A 20,301-nucleotide genomic window follows, 5' to 3' on the forward strand; every position below is an offset into this window, starting at 1 on the left:
AAACCCAACAAATGTCTGTAAATGTTGGGTTTCGTTCCTCAACCCAACCTACAAAAATTATTATATAAAAATTAAAATTTAGTATTTTCCTTTCATTTCAAACAAGCTTTGTAATAGTTGAAAGTTTAAATTTGAATAAGCTGTCACAATTAAATCAGCATTTGATAAATTCTGCTTATTATGCTCTAAGCCTGAAAAAGCCACACATTTCATCCCGGCTTTTTTAGCGGCTTTTACACCATTTTCAGAATCTTCAATAACAACGCAACGGTTTGGATTGACATTGAGTTTTTCAGCCGCTAATAAAAAAATATCAGGTTCTGGTTTGTCTCGCTCAACATCCTCACCAGAAATGGTGACACGAAACTTAGTTTCCATACTGAATCGTTCTACAATTGTATTGATACGTACTCTTGAAGCAGAAGATGCGATCGCTAAAGGAACTTCAAATTTTAAAAGTTCCTCAATCAAAGCTTCAACGCCTTCAATAAGAGCAAGAGTTGGATTATTTTTAAGTTCGTCTGAAAAAGCGTACTTTTCTTTGAATACATACTCCTCTACTGGCTGAGTTAAGTTAAATTCACGGACAAGATAAGCCCAGAATGCATGACTAGTACAACCTCTAAACTGTTCTAAGATACTTTCCGTTAACTCAAAACCAAGAGAACGACAAGACTTTATCAAAAAAACATCCATTAGTGGTTCAGTATCCAACAGGGTACCATCCATATCAAAAATTACAGCGTCCATACTTCTCAAATACCTACAAATCTTCACACCACCTCGTTCCCAGGCTCAGCCTGGGAATGCCTTACTAGAGGCTCCGCCTCACTTTACCATCCTTGATCGGTGGGTCGGATCAGAATTTCGTTAACGCTAACTCGTGGCGGTTGAGTCACAGCATAAACGATCGCCGCAGCAACATCTTCACTTTCTAAAGGAGTAATTGATTTACGCCGTTCTTCGCTGCGTTGTTTCGCTATTGGATCGGTAATAAAATCGTTAATTTCCGTATTTACCATACCGGGTCCAACGATGGTAACACGGATATTGTCTTTGTGGACTTCTTGGCGCAAAGCTTCTGAAAAGGCATTTACACCCCATTTACTAACATTATATGCCCCAATTCCTGCTCGTACTGTTCGACCAGCCACTGATGAGATATTGACAACATGACCAGTACCTTGTGCCTTGAATATGGGTAGAGCAGCATGAGTAACGTACATTAATCCTAAGACATTAATGTCAAACATCCGCCGCCAATCTGCGGTATTAGCACCACCAATATCTCCAACAAGTGCAACACCCGCATTGTTGACTAAAATGTCTATTCGACCAAGTTCTGCATGAGTTTTATGTACTATATCTCTTGCCTGTGTTTCATCAGCGACATCAGCAACAATCAGCAAAGCTTTACCGCCATTGCTTTCAATACGTTCTGCTACCGCTTTTAACCGTTCGGCACGCCTTGCTGCGATTGCCACTTGTGCGCCTTCAAAAGCCAAAGCAATAGCAGTGGCTTCACCTATTCCTGCTGATGCACCAGTCACAATTGCTACTTTTCCTTCTAATTTACCTGCCATAATTCAACTCCTTTTAACTAACGTAAAGATGTAGTCCGCCAATTTTCAGCCCCCACAATAGTTAAATTTACGCTTGTGAATAGTTTATATACGTAACATTATGTTGCTATATTGGCCCTCCACTCAAAGACACAATTACAAACACAATAACTATTCTCTCTCCCCTATCCCCTACCTCCTACCCCCTATCTCATAACGAACCGCACCTCTGAGTTTCCTTGCAAGCTTTGTACTTGGGAGCCACTTTCTTGAGCAAATAATCTCATTGACTTTTCGGACATCTTCGTTAAGGCATATCCGGGTATATGCATCTTAACCAATGTCTGAACCTTGTGTGTTCTTTGTGATTGTAATTATGTGGAGTTGGTTTGCTGAACAGTCAGGAAACGAACAATGTAATTGAGCCCCATAGGCAAATCCGGTAAATCTTTAGGCGGTTCATAGGGAATACCCCCTGGCGTTGTGCAGCAGATATTAGGCAGTTTTTCCCTAACGCTAAAAAGCAATTGGGTGCTTCAGCAACGCTTTGGCTTGATTTCTGCGTCGTTTGCCACATCTCATTCGACATCGTCGAGTTATTTCCGAGAGGACTGCATGTCAGGATCGCGAACATCTCGGAGTCCGAACCCGCGCCGAGCAGCAGCATTTCTAGAGGAGCTCAGTGTTTCGGGAGGTGTTATTAGATTTCTCCTGTATCTCCGCACCGTGTCAGTAGAGTTGGGACCCATCAGATATGAAAGCATCCTAACAGAGAAGTGGAGGATCAAGGATCTGCGACATGTATCCAACAAAATTATGAAATTCTCGCTCTGCGCGAGGAGCAGATGAGCATCAAGTCTGGGGACGTTTGACTCAATATATAAATCATTAAGGATGAGACGATTTCCTCTTAGCAGAACATTCAGGAGAATGAGACAGATGGGAATCCCATGTGTCACATGAGGATGAATGTTAAGATAAGAGGAAGTCGTCTCATCCTTAATGATATATATATAGAGTGAATGGTCCCCAGACTTGATGCTCAACTGCTCCACGCGCAGAGATAGAATTTCATAATTTTGTTGGATAGATGTCGCGGATGCGGGTTGCGCCACTTCTGTGTTAGGATGCTTTCAGAGGTGGTGACTCCCAAGTATACTGACACGGAGCGGAGATACAGAAGAAATCTAATAAGTGTTTGGCAAGGTTTGAGCTAGTATAGAAATGCTGCTGCTCAGCGCGGGTTCGGACTCCGAGATGTTCGCGAGCCTGGTATGCAGTCGTCGCGGAAAGAACTCGACGATGTCGAATGAGATGTGGCAAACGACGCAGAAAGCAAGCCAAAGCGTTGCTGAAGCATACAATTGGTTGAGTTAGAGATAGGGAAGAACTGCCTAATATCTGCTGCACAACGCCATAGGGGTATTCCCTATGAACCACCTAAAGATTGACACCGGACTGGCCTATGGGGCTCAATTACATTGTCCGTTTGCTGACTGTTCAGCAGAGTAAGTCCACATATTGGTTAGTTGTCACAAAGAGCATGTGTGAGAAGGTTCAGAGATTGGTGGAAGATGCATATACCAGGGATATGAATACTTAACGAAGATGTCCGAAAGTGGTCAATGAGATTCTTTGCTCAAGAAGTGTGGCTCCGGAAAAGTAGAATGCTTGCAAGGAAACTCAGGGGTGTGGTTCGTTATGAGAGGGAGGGAGTAGGAGGCGAGGGGATCGCGGGGAGAGAGAATAGTAGGATTGTGTTTGTATAAAAGTCTTTGAGTGGAGGGACAATATAGCAACATAATGTTACGTTATAAACTATTCACAAGCTAAATTTAACTATTTGTGGGGGCTGAAAAATTGCGGCCTACATCTTTCGTTAGTTAAAAGGAGTATGAATTTGGCAGGTAAATTAGAAGGAAAAAGTAGCATTGTGACTGGTGCACTAGCGTAGGTGACCAGCTGCATATTGACTTTCGGCCTTTGAGAAGCGCGCACCAAGTTCAAATACGGTTAGCAAAGGGCGTGCCGAAGGGTTGAAGCGGTAGCAGAACGATTGCGAAGCATGTGGGGTAGAAAGGCTGTCACGATAGTGAGAAGTATGCCGATAATACTGTGAGATTAGAGGAAGCATGGCTAAGATATGATGCACAGCTAACACATGCACGTCACGTCGGTACGACAGAATGGTGAATTAACTTGTTAGGGAGTGGCTTGTGGAGAAATCGTTGCGTAGATCTTCTCGCACCAATTTGGGCTGAGTATCATGGTTTGTGTGGATCACACTCAATGATGGTTAGTCTTAGAGGTGTGTACAGTAGACTAGGCTGCATGCCGACCATGCGGCGCGTGACGAAGAAGAACGGTAATTCGTAATATTAATGATAAGATGGGCTAAGGACGACGGACTATAATTAGGGAACACGGAGATTCGGGGGCGCGTTGGAAAAAGGGATGCTGTCTGAGTGGCTGCAAGATTGATAGAGCCATTGAGAGAAGCGCATCACTTTGCGTTTAGGTAAATTAGCGTAAATGCCGGTATGATTCGAGGTAGTAGGTACGCAAAGAAAAGTACGTGATAGGAACAATAGTCGGTGACCAGCCGGTCTGCAAAGTACCATGCTGGAGATTCCTGTATTATAGAGTGGAAAGGTCCGACGGGAATTATGTAATTAACCGGAGATCCGCAATACATCACACCACGCGCAACGCACGCCGTCTATCTCTGATATAGAAGTAGCGCAACATCTATTGCTGAGTGAGAAGGATAGGTCTTAATATATATGTAAGGGAGGTGTGACTCGCGCGCACGAGTTACGGTCGGAAATGTCGTAGATGAAGAGATATGCGTTAGGATAGAGTAGACAAGTGAGGATGCTTGGGTAAGGCGATCGTAGAGAGCTGGGAGGCAACGGAGAATGTTAGAGTTGTAGAGTTTGATGATGAGTGAGGAGATTATATGAGTCGTATAGCTTCTAAAATGGTGGTTGAGCAGGCGAACGGGGACGGAAATGTCGTGTGAAAGCAATGGATGGAGATTGGGACTGTTGGATACTGACCACTAATGATGTTTTTGAATAAAGGCTTGTGTTCTCTTGGTTTTGAGTTAACGAAGTAATTCGAACAGTTTAGAGGTTGTACTAGTCATGCATTCTGGCTTATCTTGTCCGTGATTTAACTTAACTCAGCCAGTAGAGGAGTATGTATTCAAAGAAAAGTCGCTTTTTCAGACGAACTTAAAATAATAATCTTGCTCTTATTGAAGGCGTGAAGCTTGATTGAGGAACTTTTAAAATTTTGAAGTTCTTTAGCGACGTCGCAACGATAGGGTTCAAGAGCACGTCACAATAAAAGGAGAAATGTTATATACGCTGTGTAACGTTCACATGTGTTATTATGTCGTGAGGATGAGGAGCGAGTCGCAAAGAAACCTGATATTTTTTATTAGCGCTGAAAAAATTCGACCAGGCCGTTGCGTGTGTGTGGCTAGATTTGAAGATAGATAGAAGAGCCGATAGGAGAGGGTGTGTTTGTGGGGCTTTATCGGGTTTGAGCATACGTAAGCAGAATTTACACAATGCGTCGGGTTAATTGTGATAGTAGCCAAATTTAAACTTTAACTTTACAACATTTTTGTTTAAGAAGAAAGGAAATACTAAAATTTTGTTTTATATAATAATTTTATAGGTTGGTTTGAGGAGACGAAACCCAACATCTTAATGTAGACATTTTGGGTTTCGTTCGGTTCATAGCGAACGACCGGGTGCTAAGTTGCCTGAGGCTAACGATGGATCGATATATTTTCAATCGGGTGCGGGATCAAGGGTGTTGGGGAATGTGTAAGTCAATTCCTAAGAATGTATTGCTGTGTTTGGGTCGCAAACCAAGAGAAAAAGCTCAGCGCACTCAAGACTGCGGTGATCGCTCGGAATATCTTTCTGTGGAGGAAATGAACTCTTTTGTGTGGGAAATTCGAGTTACTGGATGAGAGTTGCTACGACACTCGTAATATAGAGCTAAGTCGTTGGGTTAATGTCACTAGCTGGAAGGAGTAATCCCAGCGCATAATTTCTTGCGTAATGGGTCGTTTTTGCAAGTCATCTAAAAAATGCGTCAAGAACAAAACCATCCAGTCAGCCAGCGATTCGGCATCGACATCTGTTACATTTCCAACTAATTCTTCAACTGTAATCCAATAGTTACCTTCCTTACCAAAGGTTTGTAGCAGGGAGGGGAGGTTCTCAAAATATCGATAAATCAAGACTTTATCAACCCCAGCTTCACGGGCGATCGCATTCACCCCCAATTGCTTAAAGCCTGATTCTGCCAAGAGTTTACCAACTGCTGCCAGAATTCTTGCCTTTGTTTCTTCTTTATCTCGAGCCATGAATCGTTCTCATCTACTTGTCACTATCTGGTGACTATGGTACATTGTCACTAAGTAGTGACTTTAAAGATTCATGATGAAAAAGATTTTTTTTGAATTAGATGTGTATCCTTTCCACATTGATTTCATGGGACACGTGAACAACATTGTCTATATTCAGTGGATGGAAATTGGGCGGACAAAACTGCTCGAAGCCGTTGGGATGCCAATACAAGCAATCTCTCAGCAAGGGTTTGTTCCGGTGCTAGTTCAAACCAATATCACCTATAAATCGCCGCTTTATTTAGGCGATCGCGTGGGGGTGGAAATGTGGATTTCTGAACTAAAAAACGCATCTGCTATTATGCAGTTCCACTTTTATAAAGAACAGGAAACGCTAGCTGCACAGGGTTGGCAAAAAGGATTGTTTGTAGACAGAGAAACAATGCGTCCAAAACGCTTGTATCCAGAGGAGCGCTCTTTGTTCACACCCTACGTGCATTCAACAATGGAAACGCAATCTGCTAATTCTTTAATTGGCGTATCGTAACAAACATCTACGCCAATGCGGTATGTAATTATTTGTATCAGCTTTTATGTACTTATAGCAGTTACATTGCACTTATGCAGCTAATAGACAGTCAATTTGAGGAAACCTAATGATGACTCTTGAAGGTATGTCTCGGAAGTTGTTGAAAATTCTACTCATTGCCAGCATTATTTCCACAGGCACCCATTTTACTGACAATTATCTCTTTATTGAAGAATATCCCCAACCAGATTGGATTACTGCCCCTTCAATATATCAATCATGGCTCATTCTTACAGCAGTGGGAATTACTGGGTACTGGTTGTACAAATACCGAAAGTTTTGGTTTGCTTATGGCTGTCTCTTCATTTACTCATTCACGGGTTTATCAAGCTTGGGACATTACCTGTATGGTACTTGGTCACAGTTCTCGGCAAAGATGCATCTCTTGATATGGACTGATGGGTTAAGTGGTTTGGCTATCTTGGCATTTACTTGCTGGTCACTTACTCCTCAGCATTTATCCTCAAACAGTGGCGAGAAGAATTTAGCTTGACCGATACTACCCAATCTTATACCAATTTGAACAAAGAATGCGACAGATAGTTGGTTGAAATCAAGTCTAAGCATGACTTTCTCAATCCAAAATCTAAAATCTAAAATCCAAAATGGTATTAGATTGATTTAACGCTCAAGGGAGAAATATTGTGGTTGCTCTATAAGGCTCTCTCTGATTTTGTTACGTTTCCGATGCCAGCAATTTGGCAAAAATTCAGGAAAAATATTAATACTTTAGCACGTTGACGTTGATAGCTTCAATATCCTTGCAATATCCCCAACTTGTTTAAAAAGTCGGGGATTTATGTAGTTTAAAAGTTGTAATATGTTTTTTCTATAAAGCTCGGTATTTACATCCTGTTTATACCAATTTTTTATGTTTTCCTAACTAGAAGTACTGAATTACTGAAAACAACAGATGATTACACTGATACCGTGCTCGTAGCCTAAAGTTCAGTTCAGAGTGGATGTTAGATAACCTGAAAGAGGGCAGATATATTTGTTTCCCCATGTTTACCGTGCAAAAAAACTTGTAAAAAAGTCTATTAATGACGGCAAAAGTGAGTCCTGTTGTGGTGTTACCTGTATTTCTAACAACTTTTGGATGTCAACGTAATACTGTTTTATAAAGCAGAGATGAAGATTACTAACATTCTTTTTGTCGATCCATCTGTAAATCACTACGAAGTTTTACTGAGAAGTGTTCTAGCAAGAATCAAAACCATCGTTCTTGACCGGGATCGAGATGGAGTAGCACAAATTACCCAGGTACTGTCTCAACATAGCGAGGTAGAAAATGTCCACATTGTTTCTCATGGCTCTTCAGGAACGCTTTATTTGGGCAACAGCGAACTTAGTCTCAGTACTTTGAAACTTTATGCCCCTCAACTCAAAAATTGGTTTTCTCCCGATTCCGCCGTCCCTTTTTCTCAATCTCCTTCTCTTTATCTTTATGGCTGTCATGTAGCGGCTGGTGATGCAGGCACAGAATTCATCACCAAGCTACATCTTCTCACCGGAGCAAATGTAGCTGCCACCGCTAATTTGACTGGCAACGCTGTTTTGGGTGGTGATTGGAACTTAGAAGTTAGTATTGGCAGCATTTCAAATCAACAACTGGCATTCACTCCTGAGGTGATGGCAGCATATCCATCTGTACTCGTTGCTCCTACCCTCAATAACACCGCCAATGTCATCCTGAATTCAATCAATAACAATGTTGCTCAACCAGTAGGGGGGTTAGTTGGTACGCCAATTTTCAACTTAGTGGAACTTGGTCGTAACGTTATTGACCCAGATAGCGGTACTACAGGGATTGCCATTACGAATGCTAATACGACTAGTGGGAATTTATTTTACACTATCGATAATGGTACTACTTGGACACCCTTGGGATCTGTGTCTGACAACAATGCCCTTTTGCTAGCATCAAATGCCAGTACTCGCATTTACTTGCAACCTAATCCCAATTCCAGTGGCATCATCGATAATTTATTTACCTTTCGTGCTTGGGACTTAACAAGTGGTACGAACGGCGGCACTGCAGACACCACTACCAACGGTGACGCCACTGCTTTTAGTCGTGAGATAGATGTTGCAGCGATCGTTGTAAATGCTGTTAACAATGCTCCTATTCTCAGTAACACGAACGTCACTCTAGTTCCGGTTAACGAAGACGAAGATCCAAGTCAATCTAGAGAACCAGTTGGTACACTCGTTTCTAACTTAGTTAGCCTTGGTATTAACGTTACCGATCCAGATAACAATGCAGTTACAGGTATTGCTGTTACAGATACTGACATCACCAACGGCACTTGGTTTTATAGTATTGATAATGGTAATAGTTGGGAAAACATAGGGCTTGTATCGAATACGGACGCTCGTATGTTAGCTGCCGACGGTGGTACGCGTATTTATTTCCGACCCAACCCCAACTTTAATGGGTCTGTTAACCCTGCTCTAACCTTCCGTGCATGGGATCAAACAAACACTCCTATCGATCAAAGTATCAATGGCAGGATTGCAAACACCACCATTAGTGGTAACCCCACGGCCTTTAGCAGCACGACTGCTAATGCTGTGATTACTGTTAATGCTGTTAATGATGCTCCTACCCTCACTCCAGCCCAATTTACTTTTTCTGCCATTAACAACAATATAGGTGTACCTATAGGAGCAGTTGGTACTCCTGTTTCCTCCTTAGTCCGTCTTAATGAAAACGTTACCGATCCAGACGCTAATGCAGTTACAGGTATTGCCATTGTCAATGCCGATAATACCAATGGCAGGTGGTTCTACAGTTCTGATAACGGCAGTAACTGGATACCTTTAGGATTGGTATCTGACAATAACGCTCGTCTATTGGCAGCTAATGCTAGTAACCGCCTTTACTTTCTGCCAAATGCAGGCTTTAACGGCACTATTGACAATGTACTAACCTTCCGTGCTTGGGATCAAACCAATGGTACTAATGGTGGCAGTGCAAATATAACAGAACCTAACGTTGATATCACCACTAGTGCTTTCAGTAGTGATTTTAACACTGCAACAATTACCGTTAATGCTGGTAATACTGCTCCTGTTCTCAGCGATACTACTCTCTCCTTAAGTATTGATGAAAATCCAAGTCCACCTAAAGAAGCAGTTGGAACTCTTGTTTCTTCTTTAGTTGCCATCGGTAGTAATGTTACAGACCCAGATCTTAATGCGGTAACAGGTGTTGCGATCGCAGGTGCAAACACAGTTAATGGAAATTGGTTCTACAGCACGAATAATGGTAATACCTGGATACCTTTAGGGGCTGTATCTAACACTAACGTTCGCTTACTAGCTGCTGATGGAATCACCCGCCTTTACTTCCAGTCCAACCCCAACTTTAACGGCGTTATTAACGATGCATTAACGATTCATGCTTGGGACCAATCCAGTGGTACTAACGGCGAAACAGCGATCGCTAATATTACTGGTGGTACCACTGCCTTTAGCAGTACAACTGACACTATAGCGATCGCTGTTAACGGTGTTAATGATGCTCCTATCCTGCTAGATACTAATGTCACTCTCGGTGCCGTTAGTCAAAATGTAGGCTCACCTGTGGGAGCAGTTGGAACTCTTGTTTCCTCCTTAGTCACACTTGGTGTTAATGGTAATGTCACCGATTCAGACAGCAGCGTAACAGGTATTGCCATTACAGGTGCTAATACAACTAACGGTAGTTTTTTCTACAGTATCGACAACGGTACTAACTGGACACCCTTAGGTGTTGTTTCTGAGACAAATGCTCGTTTGATAGCAGCCGACTCCAACACGCGCCTTTACTTTCAGCCCAATGCCAATTTCACTGGTACTATTGATAGTGCCTTGACCTTCCGTGCTTGGGATCAAAGCACTGGCACCAACGGTGGTACTGCGAACACTACTATCAACGGCAGCCGAACAGCTTTTAGCAGTGCGACTGACACTGCTGCAATTACCGTTAATGGTATCAATAATGCCCCTATCCTGAGTGACCTTAGCGTGACTCTTACCTCCGTTAATCAAAACGCAGGCACACCTACAGGGGCAGTTGGTACTCTCGTTGCTTCCTTAGTCAGTCTTGGTGGTAATGTTACCGATCCAGACAAAGATGGACTCACAGGTATTGCCATCACAGATGTCGATACTCTTAATGGAAGCGTCTTTTACAGTGTTGATAATGGCAGTAACTGGGTACCTCTGGGGTCTGTTTCCAACACGAACGCTCGTCTACTGGCAGCTGACTCCAATACCCGTATTTACTTCCGACCCAACACTAACTTCACTGGCAGCATTAATAATGTTTTAACCTTCCGTGCTTGGGATCGAACAAGTAGTGCAAATGGTAACGTTGCAGATACAACTGTCAATGGAGGTATTACAAGCTTTAGCAGCACGACTGACACAGCTGCAATTACCGTTAATAGCAGCGTCAATATTCCCGACGACACCAGCAACAACATTCCTGACGTCATCAACAATAATACTGTTACCCTGAGACTACTATCTAACAATATTTTCCAGATAGAAGGTTCTTCTGGTAGCGACAAACCAAAATTGGAAGTCACTTTTGCCGGACGCAATTCTCCGTCAGTTAATGAACTAGGTGTATTTCTTGTTGACGATGAGCAAGGAAGAATTAATGGCATTGCTCCTGGTGAAAGTAATTATGCTCAAGCAGCGCTTTCAAGAGCTAGCGTTATTTTCTCTGCGATCGCTAAGGTTCCAAATGGATTTAATACTGACTTAACACGGTTACTTGAATTCAATTCAGGGTCACGCTTGCAATTCTTCTTAGTCAAGAATGGTAGTATCGACGCCGTGCAAACTGGTTTAACTCCTCAGAGTGATATACTCTTTTTCAACCCTCTAAACCAAAAAGTTGTGGACTCTGGCAATGGCGAGTTTACACTGTCTTTGAACAGTGCATCAAATAGCAGTGCGTCTAGCTACCAAGATCTGGAAGTAAAGATTAAAGCAACAAACCAACCGTTACCTTTAGGTACTGGTATTCAAGGAAATCCTTTTGGAGAAATCATTGATTTGCGGAATGTATCTACCCAAGTTAAGGCAGACTTTGTTGTAAACAGAGAAGCACTGTTTGACAATATGATTGGCTTCTACCGAATAGCTGATGTGAATGGTGGTATTGATACAGATGGCAATGGGACAATAGATTTCCGCCCTGGAGATGCTGGTTATACTGAAGCTGCAGTGAGAGGACGTGTTGCAGGAATTAACTTGACAACAAGCAATCAAGGTACTGCTACATTCACGGGCAATCTCAGCCCAGGCTCGCTCTTTGCGCCATTCATTATTGTTAATGGCACACCAGAGGCAGTTTTAGATAATAACTCAAGTAATGACCCTGCGGTGTATTTCGCCTTCTTAGGAGCTAACTCAGATAAAGCCGATCATATTCGCTTGTTAGGCAATAACACCTTTGGCTTTGAGGATTTACCTAATAACGGCGATAGCGATTACAATGACATGATTGTCAGAGCAAATTTGAGTATTGCTTAACGTTTGAAAAGGTCTGTCACCTCGTTCCCAGGCGGAGCCTGGGAATGCCTTACGGGAGGCTCCGCCTCCTGTGTAGCGACGCAGAGCCTCGCAGTTTACATTCCCAGCTAGAAACTGGGAACGAGAGTGGGGGGCAGTTTTTACTTGCTCTCTTACTTTATAGTAAAAAAATACTACTAAACACGACTGTGCCATAGCATCTTCTTGTTTTGTTAAGAATTATATTAGGTAAGAATTTCACTAAATCCAGTTTAGAATTGGGTTCACTGCTTTAAAGTGAACTACTAGCGGTCTTGCTTTTTGTTATCTACTGTGAGAGTATTATGTGTAAATTACGGTTAGTTGATAAGTTAACCGTAGTTAATAACAACTCGATTGCTACCTTAGGGCGGTAAGGTAAGTACTCACCAGGATAAAAAGCGATGAGATACAAGAGGTTTAGCAAGGGAATATCCTGTTGGAATCACTTAATGATGAGTACCGTAATAAACTTGTAATCACCCATACCGATTTGACAACTTTTTACTAGACAACTCGGGTCTAGACCACAAACATCAGGAATGGAATTTATGCCCATGTCGCAACTACTTGTGAAAACTGCCACTCAAACACCATCTCCATGTAAAGCATCTATACCCCGCAGGCGCAATGAACGTTCTCATAAGGCAATACTCCAAGCAGCTGCTGAGTTATTGGAAGAAAAAGGCTATGGGGAAATTTGTATTGAGGCGATCGCAGCCCGTGCAGGAGTTGGCAAACAAACTATCTACCGTTGGTGGTCTTGTAAAGCAGCTGTGATTATGGAAGCATACGCAGCGAAAGCAACACAGGATGTTCCAACACCTGATACAGGTTCAGTCAGAGAAGATTTGTATCAAATTCTGCGACAATTATTTACCGTATTAACTACAACCACTGCAGGCACTGCTGTTACTGGATTGATTGCGGAAGCGCAAATAGATCCAAATTTAGCTGAGGCATTTCGCGAGCAGTTTATTCGATGCCGTCGAGCCGCAACTCACACCATTTTAGAGCGAGGGATCGTCAGGGGTGAATTACGCCCGAATTTGAATTTAGAATTGGTAATTGATGCAATTTATGGTCCTGTTTGGTATCGCTTGCTGTTAAAGCATGCACCTTTAGATGATACTTTTGCTGAAGAATTAGTGAATTTTTTGATATGTGGTATATTGGCTTAGATGTCATCAGCCTGCAAGTATAAAATAATCAGTTTTCTGAACTCTGTATCATCATCGCGATGGAGATTCGCAGCATAACTACATCAAAAATTGTAGGCGACTTTAACCTTTCTGTTAAAGTCGCCCTACATCAAGGTATTGTGCTGACATTACATCTCAAGGCAAAATATTCTTTTGTGTGGATCTGTTAAGCGAAGGCTTCTATTCAGCAACGTCGTTGAATCTGAAAGCATCTAGTTGAGTCCGAACAGCGTTGATATATCCCCGGTCGGACAAAACTTGTGATGGTAGCCTTTTTGCTTTAATCGCACCCTTGATAATGTCTTCTGCACTCACTTGTTTTGAACGGTAACCAATTATCAAATCGTTGTAACTGGGAATGCCTTCTTTTTCAAAGTAGCCTTGGTATGCCAAGTTAACCAGATCGAAAGGTGTTGTTGCTGCATTCAGATAAGAAGGAGTTTTTCCAGAAGTCGCGGGATTGTATGCGTTGTCATCAGCCCGAGTTGCAGGTGCAGCAGCTGCTAACAGCAGGAGGGATAAACTACTAACGATAAAGCCTTTCATATTTCTTATTCTCCATTTCAAGACAACTGAATTTTGTATAAGCTTGTTATCTTTAATTTAAACGAACCGTATCGTCTTGTCAACACCTAACGAGACAATTCGTGTTGTCTTGAGTGGGAACTGGGCATTGGGCATTCAGTTCCTCTATTCCCAATCCCTGTTTCATGCACCCTGGTGTAGGGAAATACATGATAATTCTTTGAGTGTACGCAAAGGTGACACAGAATATTCCAATACCTGATACAGGTTCAGTCAGAGAAGACTTGTACCAGATTCTGCAACAATTATTTATAGTATTGACCGCGACGACTACAGCAACGGCTGTTACGGAATTGATTGCTGAAGCGCAAATAAATTCTCATTTCCCTGAAGCGTCTCGCGAGGGATTTATTCAGTGTTATCGTGCAGCAATCGGCACTATTTTAGAGCGGGGTATCGTTAGAGGTGAGTTACGTTCAAACTTGAATTTGGAACTGGTCATTGATGCGATTTATGGTTCTGTTTGGTATCGCTTGCTGCTCAAGCATCCACCTTTAGATGATACCTTTGCTGAAGAATTGGTCTCTTTTTTGATAGCCGGGATATCAGCCTGAAAAGTCGATACGGTATCAATACTTGTTGGTTAAGCCTAAAAATACGAAAACACTACAATTTCCGAGATCCCTTGCCGTATTGGAAGTGGGGTGGGCAAGGAAGGACGCCCGCCCTCTAGATACTGGTTGCAATCCCAGACAGAACTTGCGATCTCTACCAAGGATGGCGACGGTAATCATCTCGATTTCGGTAGCGCCAATCGTAATTCCTACCACCGCGATAGCGATCGTAATCCCTAACTCGGTAGTAGCGATCGCGATCTGAGTACCTGCGATTGAGCCTTCGTTCCTCTCTGTTTAAGCGACGTATTTCTCGGCGAATTTCTCGGCGGCGATCGCGAATTTCTCGGCGGCGGTTTCGGTAATCATCCCTATCTGCTACAAGTATCGAGTTACGTCTAGTACCAACAATTTCCTGTTCTAATCCAAGGGTTTGTGGGTTAGACAGCGATGCAATAGCGGTAGGAGGTGTAAAAATAGAAAGCAAAGGAGCTGCTATTAAAGGTAAGCTGATTTTGAATAGAAGTGTTCGGTTCATGCTCTTTACCTCTGGTTTTTGCCCTAGTAAATTTTCTCGCGCAACACTGACTTTTGAAGTTATTTAAATAGGTCAGCAAGGAAAAATCAACTATCGGATTTTTTTGCCCCATATTGCTATTGTACCGACTTTCTAACATATGGACTCAAGCTAAGTGTTAAAGATATGTTTACTTGAGACTAAAAAATGATGCAATCAAATTACTGTTAGATAAGTATCTTTTCCTTCTAGTGGTAAAACTCTAAGACGTTGATTTTTCAATATTCACTGATAATATCTTCTGGCAAGCACAATCAAGTTGCACCTGTATCAATCAAAACATCATTCAATGTCATGAAACGAATTTGCTCTGAAGAAATAAATCCTCGTTCGGCTAAAATTTGGTCAATACGGTGAGTAATTGTGATTTTAGTTGTAACTTTGCCCATTGTCTTGCTGAGATTGATTGCCGTAGTATGATTCCCTCTAAAGTTTGATTATGGCAATTAAATTGGTAAACAAGTCGTTACAAATAAATCTAACTAGTAGTCTGTTAAGCCAACGAAAGCTGGGCGATCTAAAAACCGCAAAGACGCAAAGAGCACTAAGGGAGAGAAAAAGAAGATGAATCTGAACGTTATTTTACCTAGCAAAGTTTCCTTGCCGAAGTACTACCACAGAATGTGGGCTGCGAGGCTCTACCTCCCCATACAGAAGGCGGAGTCTCCCGTATGGCATTCCCAGGCTTCGCCTGGGAACGAGGTGATATGAAGTTTCGACTGCCCGCGCTCTAATAGCTGCAATCCCAAACAAAACTTGTTATTTCGAGATGAGGATGATAAGCTACACATCATCGCATATAACGGTAATACAGTAAGCTTACCGTATTTTAAGCGTACTGGTTTTACAGCGCAATTTTGACATGGAGAAGCGATATCATGCATATTCGGTTTGCGTACTGGGTTCCTAATGTGAGTGGGGGATTGGTAGTTAGCAAAATTCCTCAACGTACAAATTGGACTTTTGATTATAACGTTCAACTAGCACAAACAGCAGAAGAAGTTGGCTTTGACTACGCTTTAGCTCAAGCTAGATTTATTGCAAGTTACGGTGCAGAAAATCAATTGGAAGCTCTTACCACAGTAGCGGGGCTTGCTACCCAGACGCAACGGTTGAAGCTAATTGCAGCAGTGCATCCCGGCTTATGGCATCCCGGTGTTGTTGCTAAGATAGGAGCCACTATCGACTATAATTCCAACGGTCGTTTTTGCCTGAATGTTGTGAGTGGTTGGTTCAAAGATGAGTTTTTGATTTATGGCGAACCTTGGCTAGATCATGATGAACGTTATCGTCGTTCTGAGGAGTTTATTCGAGTTCTTAAAGGAATGTGGACAGAGGAGGAGTTTCATTTTAAAGGTGACTTTTACCGCATTAATGGCGGTTGGGTTAAACCAAAACCTATTGCACAACCTCATCCAGAAATATTCCAAGGTGGCAATTCAAAAGGCTCTTGCGTACTTAGCGTGCTATTTTTAGGAGAAAATTAGCGGAAAACTCTTACCTGAACTGTATTACAGCCATTATTCCCTTCATAACAGTATTCTTTTCTAAAATTGAAACTATAAGTGTCTGTAAGCCTTGCAAATAAAGCATAATTAGAAATTTTCCGGAAAATTTAGCACGCTATGTCCGAAAGAACCAACGTTTTTTCTTTGACTTGGTCTTGCAGGGGCAAAGGTTTGGAAATGCTTTTTCTGAGATTGGTACAAAATCAGTTGTTGATGTGAGAACACGCCTGGAAAAATCTGGTTCGGGATATGTACTGAACGGGCGTAAGTTTTACTCTGCGGGAGCACTTTTAGCAGACTGGATTCCAGTGATTGCCAAAGATGAGAATGACCACACGGCGATCGCATTTGTAGAACAGGGTGCTGAGGGTTTGACTTTGTTTGATGACTGGACAAGTTTCGGACAACGCACGACTGCGAGTGGTACAACAATTTTGGAAAACGTAAAAGTACGCCCAGAGCACGTTATTCAGCACTATCTTGCTTTTGAGCGTCCGACAACAATGGGTGCAATTGCCCAAATCATCCAAGCAGCTGTGGATGTTGGTATTGCTAAAGCAGCTGTAAGAGACACAATCACCTTTGTTCGCGGACAAACTAGACCTTGGATTGATAGCAATGTAGAACAAGGCTATGAAGATCCATTATTGCTTTACAACTTTGGTAATGTGGTGCTTCAAGTTCATGCAGCTGAAGCATTACTACGCCGTGCAGGTGAGTATATCGACCGAGCAATCCCCGATTTAAACGAAACTAGTGTGGCAGAGGCTTCCATTGCTGTTGCAGAAGCAAAAGCACAAGCAACAGAGGCATCTCTACTAGCAACCAACAAACTATTTGAATTGGCTGGGACTAAGTCTACTTTACAAGAATACAATTACGATCGCCACTGGCGCAATGCTCGTGCTCATACATTGCACGATCCAGTCCGTTGGAAATACTACGCTGTCGGTAACTATTTTCTTAACAACGTTCTTCCACCACGTCATCCTTGGTTATAGATAGTAAGTCAAATCTCTAAATGCAGCGATCTCACAGCATAAAATGAGTGGTTGAGGTTGCTTCACTTAGAAATTAACGCTTCTTCGATCCATTGAGATAATGGCTTTTGGTTCAATATCAACCATTCACAGTAATCCACAGCCCAATATAAGAGTTTATCCACCAAATCTAATCTTCTTTTCTCGACAAAAAACATATTTAACCGAAAATTCATAAGACGCAAGTGTGTTGAAGCCGCCAAGACGCTAAACCAATGTCTGGTTTTCCAAAACCAATCTTTTAATTCATCATTTTCGTCAATTATAATAGATAAAAAAAGTACTAAACGGTTTTTATCTAAAACCCCTTCTAAAGGTTGAACAGTACAAAATCTAGCAATTGTTGAATAGATTTGCTCAAGTAGGAGTCTGTAATTGTGAGCTTGCCAATCACAGACTAAAATAATTTTGTCACCTTGAAATAGTAGATTTCTTTCAGTAAAATCACTATGTATGGGACAAAATAGCATGAGATTTTGAGGAAAGTTTAGCATTGATTCACAAAAATAATTTGATAATACTTTCATTGTCTTTGCAGCACGCTCTGCTTGAAATTCATTGTTTTTAACGAATTGAGTTTGCCAAGCATCGAGAATATTGGGTATTTTACGAAAGCCTTCTACATAGTTTTCGATGTCTAGTATTTTTTTATTTTTTAAACCTAAATAGATAAGTTTTTTATAGATTTGAGCAACTTCGATAAGTTGTTCGTTTGTGGAAATATAACTGGAACCTTCAACAAAATTATAAACTCGTATATTCTCTAAATTTATTAATTTGTTGCTTGGTGCAATTGGTGTAGCAACAGGAATCGAATTTTCTTTCATCACATTCATACAAGAATGAATATTATTAATGATTTCTTCACTAGCATTTCTATATTGTTTGACAAAAAAGAGTTCGCGATCGCAAGACACTTAAAGTTTTTACCCCACAATCCCACATCAATGGGGTAGAACTCTTATTTTTATATATATGCCTGATTCAGTATGTTTTGAATTTTGTGATATGTGACATAACTTGTTTCTAAAAAAATTTATCGTTACTTTTATATTAGTACTCCCGCTCGCAAACGGAGCAGGAGTACATGTACTTAGCCCAACATAGATTCATTTCCAGAGAGCGTCTTCTAAATGGAAGTAAAGTGCCTCCTTTGACGTGTCTTTCCAGCCAATTTTCTAAGTCTGTTAATATCTCCTGATAGTCAACATCTCGATGAAGGGCGTGACGGCTTTCTGGATATTCATAAAACTCTTTATCTGGAAAGCTAATTTTTTGAAAGAAAACATGACTCCCTTCAGGAAGTGCAATGCGATCGGCTCCACCATGAAGAATTAATAGAGGTATTTGTAATTCATCAGCATGAGCTTGAATCCAAGCAGCGGTAGAAAAAAGTTCTGTTGCAAGACGCGCACTGACCCTGGAATGCATAAATCCATCTTGAGTAAAGGTTGCGACTACATTGTTATCTCTAGAAGTTGCAGCACCAGCAAAACCAGTATTGAGAGTGAAGCGTGGCATAACCTGTGAGAGTGTTCGTCCTAAAGTTAACTTGACGGATGAAACACCAACCTGACCCAACGGTGGAGCCATCGCAATGACACCTTGGATTGCAGTTGGAAAGCGCAGAACGTAGTCTAAAACTATGACTCCGCCAAGACTATGACCTAAAAGAAAGCGTGGACATCCTTGTTCTTGTGTCTCAATCAATTTGAGGAAGGTTTTGAGATCTTCTCGAAACTCAAACCAAGTATTGATATGTCCTCGCTGACCTTGCGATCGCCCATGTCCGCGCAAATCCAAACTATAAACTGCATATCCAGCAGGAATGAGGTGGTGAACTACATTACCAAACAAACCACTGTGACTTCCCAAACCGTGTAGAATCACTACAACCGCACGTGGATGAGTGAGTGGATGCCAACTTTGATAATAGATATTCAGCCCTCTCACTCCTTTGAGGGTGCCTTCGCGATGTTCCATTGTTCAAATCTCTGATAAACGCTTATCGCTCCTTGGCACTATTGAATCACAAGTATTTCAGCAATGCCGGTAAAGTTGAACACTACTTTTTTAAGGTTTTTTTAAGTTCTACTTTATTCAGGTAGTGATACCTCAGATACTGTACGTTCGCTCATTTTTGAAGGGAGAGAGGAATTAATGCTTGACTGGGTAAGGTTTCAATAAGATTGTGGATCTGCTAAAACCCCCACCGTGTATTACATGGAAGAAAGGAATTAGGGCCTTCCATGTAATACACGGTAAGGATTGGTTGTGAGTGTGCCTTGAGTGTAATACGCAAGTTACATTCTATCCTTCACCAATTTAACGTTAAACTTACGGTGTAATACACCGAATCCGAGTTATGTTGAAGCGGGACATTCAAGGGAAGTTTGCCCTCAAGGACGATGATTATCGTCAAGTACGCTCAGTCAGATTAACTGATGAAAGCTGGAAAGCTTTAGGGATTGCTGCTGAGTGCTTGGGGATGAGTAGAGCGGATTACTTGGAAAAGGTAATTAGGGGTAATGTCTACCCAAGTAATACACGGGAGAAAGAATCGGTAGATCAAGCCAAAACTACTGTTGTTGAACTTGCGACTACGCCACGGCAGGAGGCAACACTCTTAACTTTACGTGACCAAGTTTTACGACAATTAAAATTAGGTAAGCAAGCTCCTGGCTATAAAGCAGCACTGAAAGCCCTCAATGATTTTATTGCGGCACTCTTAAGCTAGTATACGTAACAATCCGTATTTGCCAACA

The 20,301-nt window shown here is 41.8% G+C and carries 18 protein-coding genes; 9 read left to right on the forward strand and 9 right to left on the reverse strand.

The window, feature by feature from the left end; all coding sequences use genetic code 11:
- Window positions 1-78: 78 nt before the first annotated feature.
- The 3 genes from F7734_RS27250 to F7734_RS27260 form a co-directional block, all read right to left on the reverse strand.
- A complete protein-coding gene (locus F7734_RS27250; RefSeq protein WP_279239771.1) occupies window positions 79-750 on the reverse strand; it encodes an HAD family phosphatase in 672 nt (223 codons plus the stop codon).
- 83 nt (window positions 751-833) lie between these two features.
- Entirely contained in the window at window positions 834-1,583 is a 750-nt protein-coding gene (locus F7734_RS27255; RefSeq protein ID WP_155747752.1) for an SDR family NAD(P)-dependent oxidoreductase, read from the reverse strand.
- A gap of 1,101 nt (window positions 1,584-2,684) precedes the next feature.
- Window positions 2,685-2,972, reverse strand: coding sequence for a hypothetical protein (locus F7734_RS27260; RefSeq protein WP_155747753.1), 288 nt, complete (start codon window positions 2,970-2,972; stop codon window positions 2,685-2,687).
- Window positions 2,973-5,349: 2,377 nt separating this feature from the next.
- On the opposite strand from F7734_RS27260, the gene F7734_RS63935 reads away from it, so the two are divergent.
- Window positions 5,350-5,550, forward strand: a complete 201-nt coding sequence (locus F7734_RS63935; RefSeq protein ID WP_243147113.1) for a hypothetical protein — start codon at window positions 5,350-5,352, stop codon at window positions 5,548-5,550.
- A gap of 6 nt (window positions 5,551-5,556) precedes the next feature.
- On the opposite strand, the gene F7734_RS27265 is transcribed toward F7734_RS63935, so the two are convergent.
- Complete coding sequence (locus F7734_RS27265) at window positions 5,557-5,949, reverse strand: TetR/AcrR family transcriptional regulator (RefSeq protein WP_243147114.1); 393 nt, start codon at window positions 5,947-5,949, stop codon at window positions 5,557-5,559.
- Window positions 5,950-6,022: 73 nt separating this feature from the next.
- On the opposite strand from F7734_RS27265, the gene F7734_RS27270 reads away from it, so the two are divergent.
- From F7734_RS27270 to F7734_RS27285, 4 genes are all read left to right on the forward strand, one after another.
- On the forward strand, window positions 6,023-6,478 hold the full coding sequence (locus F7734_RS27270) for a thioesterase family protein (protein WP_243147115.1): 456 nt from the start codon (window positions 6,023-6,025) through the stop codon (window positions 6,476-6,478).
- Between the two features lie 109 nt (window positions 6,479-6,587).
- Window positions 6,588-7,013 carry a hypothetical protein gene (locus F7734_RS27275; protein WP_243147116.1) on the forward strand — a complete coding sequence of 142 codons (426 nt, stop codon included), beginning with the start codon at window positions 6,588-6,590 and terminating at the stop codon, window positions 7,011-7,013.
- A gap of 638 nt (window positions 7,014-7,651) precedes the next feature.
- Window positions 7,652-12,052, forward strand: a complete 4,401-nt coding sequence (locus tag F7734_RS27280; RefSeq protein WP_155747754.1) for a DUF4347 domain-containing protein — start codon at window positions 7,652-7,654, stop codon at window positions 12,050-12,052.
- 569 nt (window positions 12,053-12,621) lie between these two features.
- Complete coding sequence (locus tag F7734_RS27285) at window positions 12,622-13,251, forward strand: TetR/AcrR family transcriptional regulator (protein WP_166482181.1); 630 nt, start codon at window positions 12,622-12,624, stop codon at window positions 13,249-13,251.
- Between the two features lie 201 nt (window positions 13,252-13,452).
- On the opposite strand, the gene F7734_RS27290 is transcribed toward F7734_RS27285, so the two are convergent.
- Window positions 13,453-13,818, reverse strand: coding sequence for a hypothetical protein (locus F7734_RS27290; RefSeq protein WP_155747756.1), 366 nt, complete (start codon window positions 13,816-13,818; stop codon window positions 13,453-13,455).
- Window positions 13,819-14,033: 215 nt separating this feature from the next.
- On the opposite strand from F7734_RS27290, the gene F7734_RS27295 reads away from it, so the two are divergent.
- Window positions 14,034-14,411, forward strand: a complete 378-nt coding sequence (locus F7734_RS27295) for a TetR-like C-terminal domain-containing protein (protein ID WP_155747757.1) — start codon at window positions 14,034-14,036, stop codon at window positions 14,409-14,411.
- Between the two features lie 154 nt (window positions 14,412-14,565).
- On the opposite strand, the gene F7734_RS27300 is transcribed toward F7734_RS27295, so the two are convergent.
- Both F7734_RS27300 and F7734_RS65520 read right to left on the reverse strand, forming a co-directional pair.
- Entirely contained in the window at window positions 14,566-14,949 is a 384-nt protein-coding gene (locus F7734_RS27300; protein ID WP_155747758.1) for a hypothetical protein, read from the reverse strand.
- A 293-nt stretch (window positions 14,950-15,242) separates the two neighbouring features.
- Entirely contained in the window at window positions 15,243-15,377 is a 135-nt protein-coding gene (locus F7734_RS65520) for a hypothetical protein (RefSeq protein ID WP_279239770.1), read from the reverse strand.
- A 489-nt stretch (window positions 15,378-15,866) separates the two neighbouring features.
- Here F7734_RS65520 and F7734_RS27310 point away from each other — a divergent pair, with 489 nt between their 5' ends.
- Entirely contained in the window at window positions 15,867-16,475 is a 609-nt protein-coding gene (locus tag F7734_RS27310) for an LLM class flavin-dependent oxidoreductase (protein WP_243147117.1), read from the forward strand.
- A gap of 107 nt (window positions 16,476-16,582) precedes the next feature.
- Complete coding sequence (locus F7734_RS27315; protein ID WP_347566293.1) at window positions 16,583-17,497, forward strand: SfnB family sulfur acquisition oxidoreductase; 915 nt, start codon at window positions 16,583-16,585, stop codon at window positions 17,495-17,497.
- A gap of 62 nt (window positions 17,498-17,559) precedes the next feature.
- On the opposite strand, the gene F7734_RS27320 is transcribed toward F7734_RS27315, so the two are convergent.
- The gene (locus F7734_RS27320) at window positions 17,560-18,453 is read right to left on the reverse strand and encodes a hypothetical protein (protein ID WP_155747759.1); all 894 of its coding nucleotides are present in this window, start codon (window positions 18,451-18,453) and stop codon (window positions 17,560-17,562) included.
- Window positions 18,454-18,589: 136 nt separating this feature from the next.
- A complete protein-coding gene (locus F7734_RS27325; RefSeq protein WP_155747760.1) occupies window positions 18,590-19,519 on the reverse strand; it encodes an alpha/beta hydrolase in 930 nt (309 codons plus the stop codon).
- Between the two features lie 382 nt (window positions 19,520-19,901).
- On the opposite strand from F7734_RS27325, the gene F7734_RS27330 reads away from it, so the two are divergent.
- Entirely contained in the window at window positions 19,902-20,273 is a 372-nt protein-coding gene (locus F7734_RS27330) for a hypothetical protein (RefSeq protein ID WP_155747761.1), read from the forward strand.
- The last annotated feature ends 28 nt before the right edge of the window (window positions 20,274-20,301 follow it).

Source organism: Scytonema sp. UIC 10036 (assembly GCF_009725235.1).

What these genes read in the sequence shown, in the direction of transcription:
- F7734_RS27250 (WP_279239771.1), bottom strand. Translation starts at nt 750, where the DNA reads ATGGACGCTGTAATTTTTGATATGGATGGTACCCTGTTGGATACTGAA.
- F7734_RS27255 (WP_155747752.1), bottom strand. Translation starts at nt 1,583, where the DNA reads ATGGCAGGTAAATTAGAAGGAAAAGTAGCAATTGTGACTGGTGCATCA.
- F7734_RS63935 (WP_243147113.1), top strand. Translation starts at nt 5,350, where the DNA reads ATGGATCGATATATTTTCAATCGGGTGCGGGATCAAGGGTGTTGGGGA.
- F7734_RS27265 (WP_243147114.1), bottom strand. Translation starts at nt 5,949, where the DNA reads ATGGCTCGAGATAAAGAAGAAACAAAGGCAAGAATTCTGGCAGCAGTT.
- F7734_RS27270 (WP_243147115.1), top strand. Translation starts at nt 6,023, where the DNA reads ATGATGAAAAAGATTTTTTTTGAATTAGATGTGTATCCTTTCCACATT.
- F7734_RS27275 (WP_243147116.1), top strand. Translation starts at nt 6,588, where the DNA reads ATGATGACTCTTGAAGGTATGTCTCGGAAGTTGTTGAAAATTCTACTC.
- F7734_RS27280 (WP_155747754.1), top strand. Translation starts at nt 7,652, where the DNA reads ATGAAGATTACTAACATTCTTTTTGTCGATCCATCTGTAAATCACTAC.
- F7734_RS27285 (WP_166482181.1), top strand. Translation starts at nt 12,622, where the DNA reads ATGCCCATGTCGCAACTACTTGTGAAAACTGCCACTCAAACACCATCT.
- F7734_RS27290 (WP_155747756.1), bottom strand. Translation starts at nt 13,818, where the DNA reads ATGAAAGGCTTTATCGTTAGTAGTTTATCCCTCCTGCTGTTAGCAGCT.
- F7734_RS27300 (WP_155747758.1), bottom strand. Translation starts at nt 14,949, where the DNA reads ATGAACCGAACACTTCTATTCAAAATCAGCTTACCTTTAATAGCAGCT.
- F7734_RS65520 (WP_279239770.1), bottom strand. Translation starts at nt 15,377, where the DNA reads ATGGGCAAAGTTACAACTAAAATCACAATTACTCACCGTATTGACCAA.
- F7734_RS27310 (WP_243147117.1), top strand. Translation starts at nt 15,867, where the DNA reads ATGCATATTCGGTTTGCGTACTGGGTTCCTAATGTGAGTGGGGGATTG.
- F7734_RS27325 (WP_155747760.1), bottom strand. Translation starts at nt 19,519, where the DNA reads ATGGAACATCGCGAAGGCACCCTCAAAGGAGTGAGAGGGCTGAATATC.
- F7734_RS27330 (WP_155747761.1), top strand. Translation starts at nt 19,902, where the DNA reads ATGTTGAAGCGGGACATTCAAGGGAAGTTTGCCCTCAAGGACGATGAT.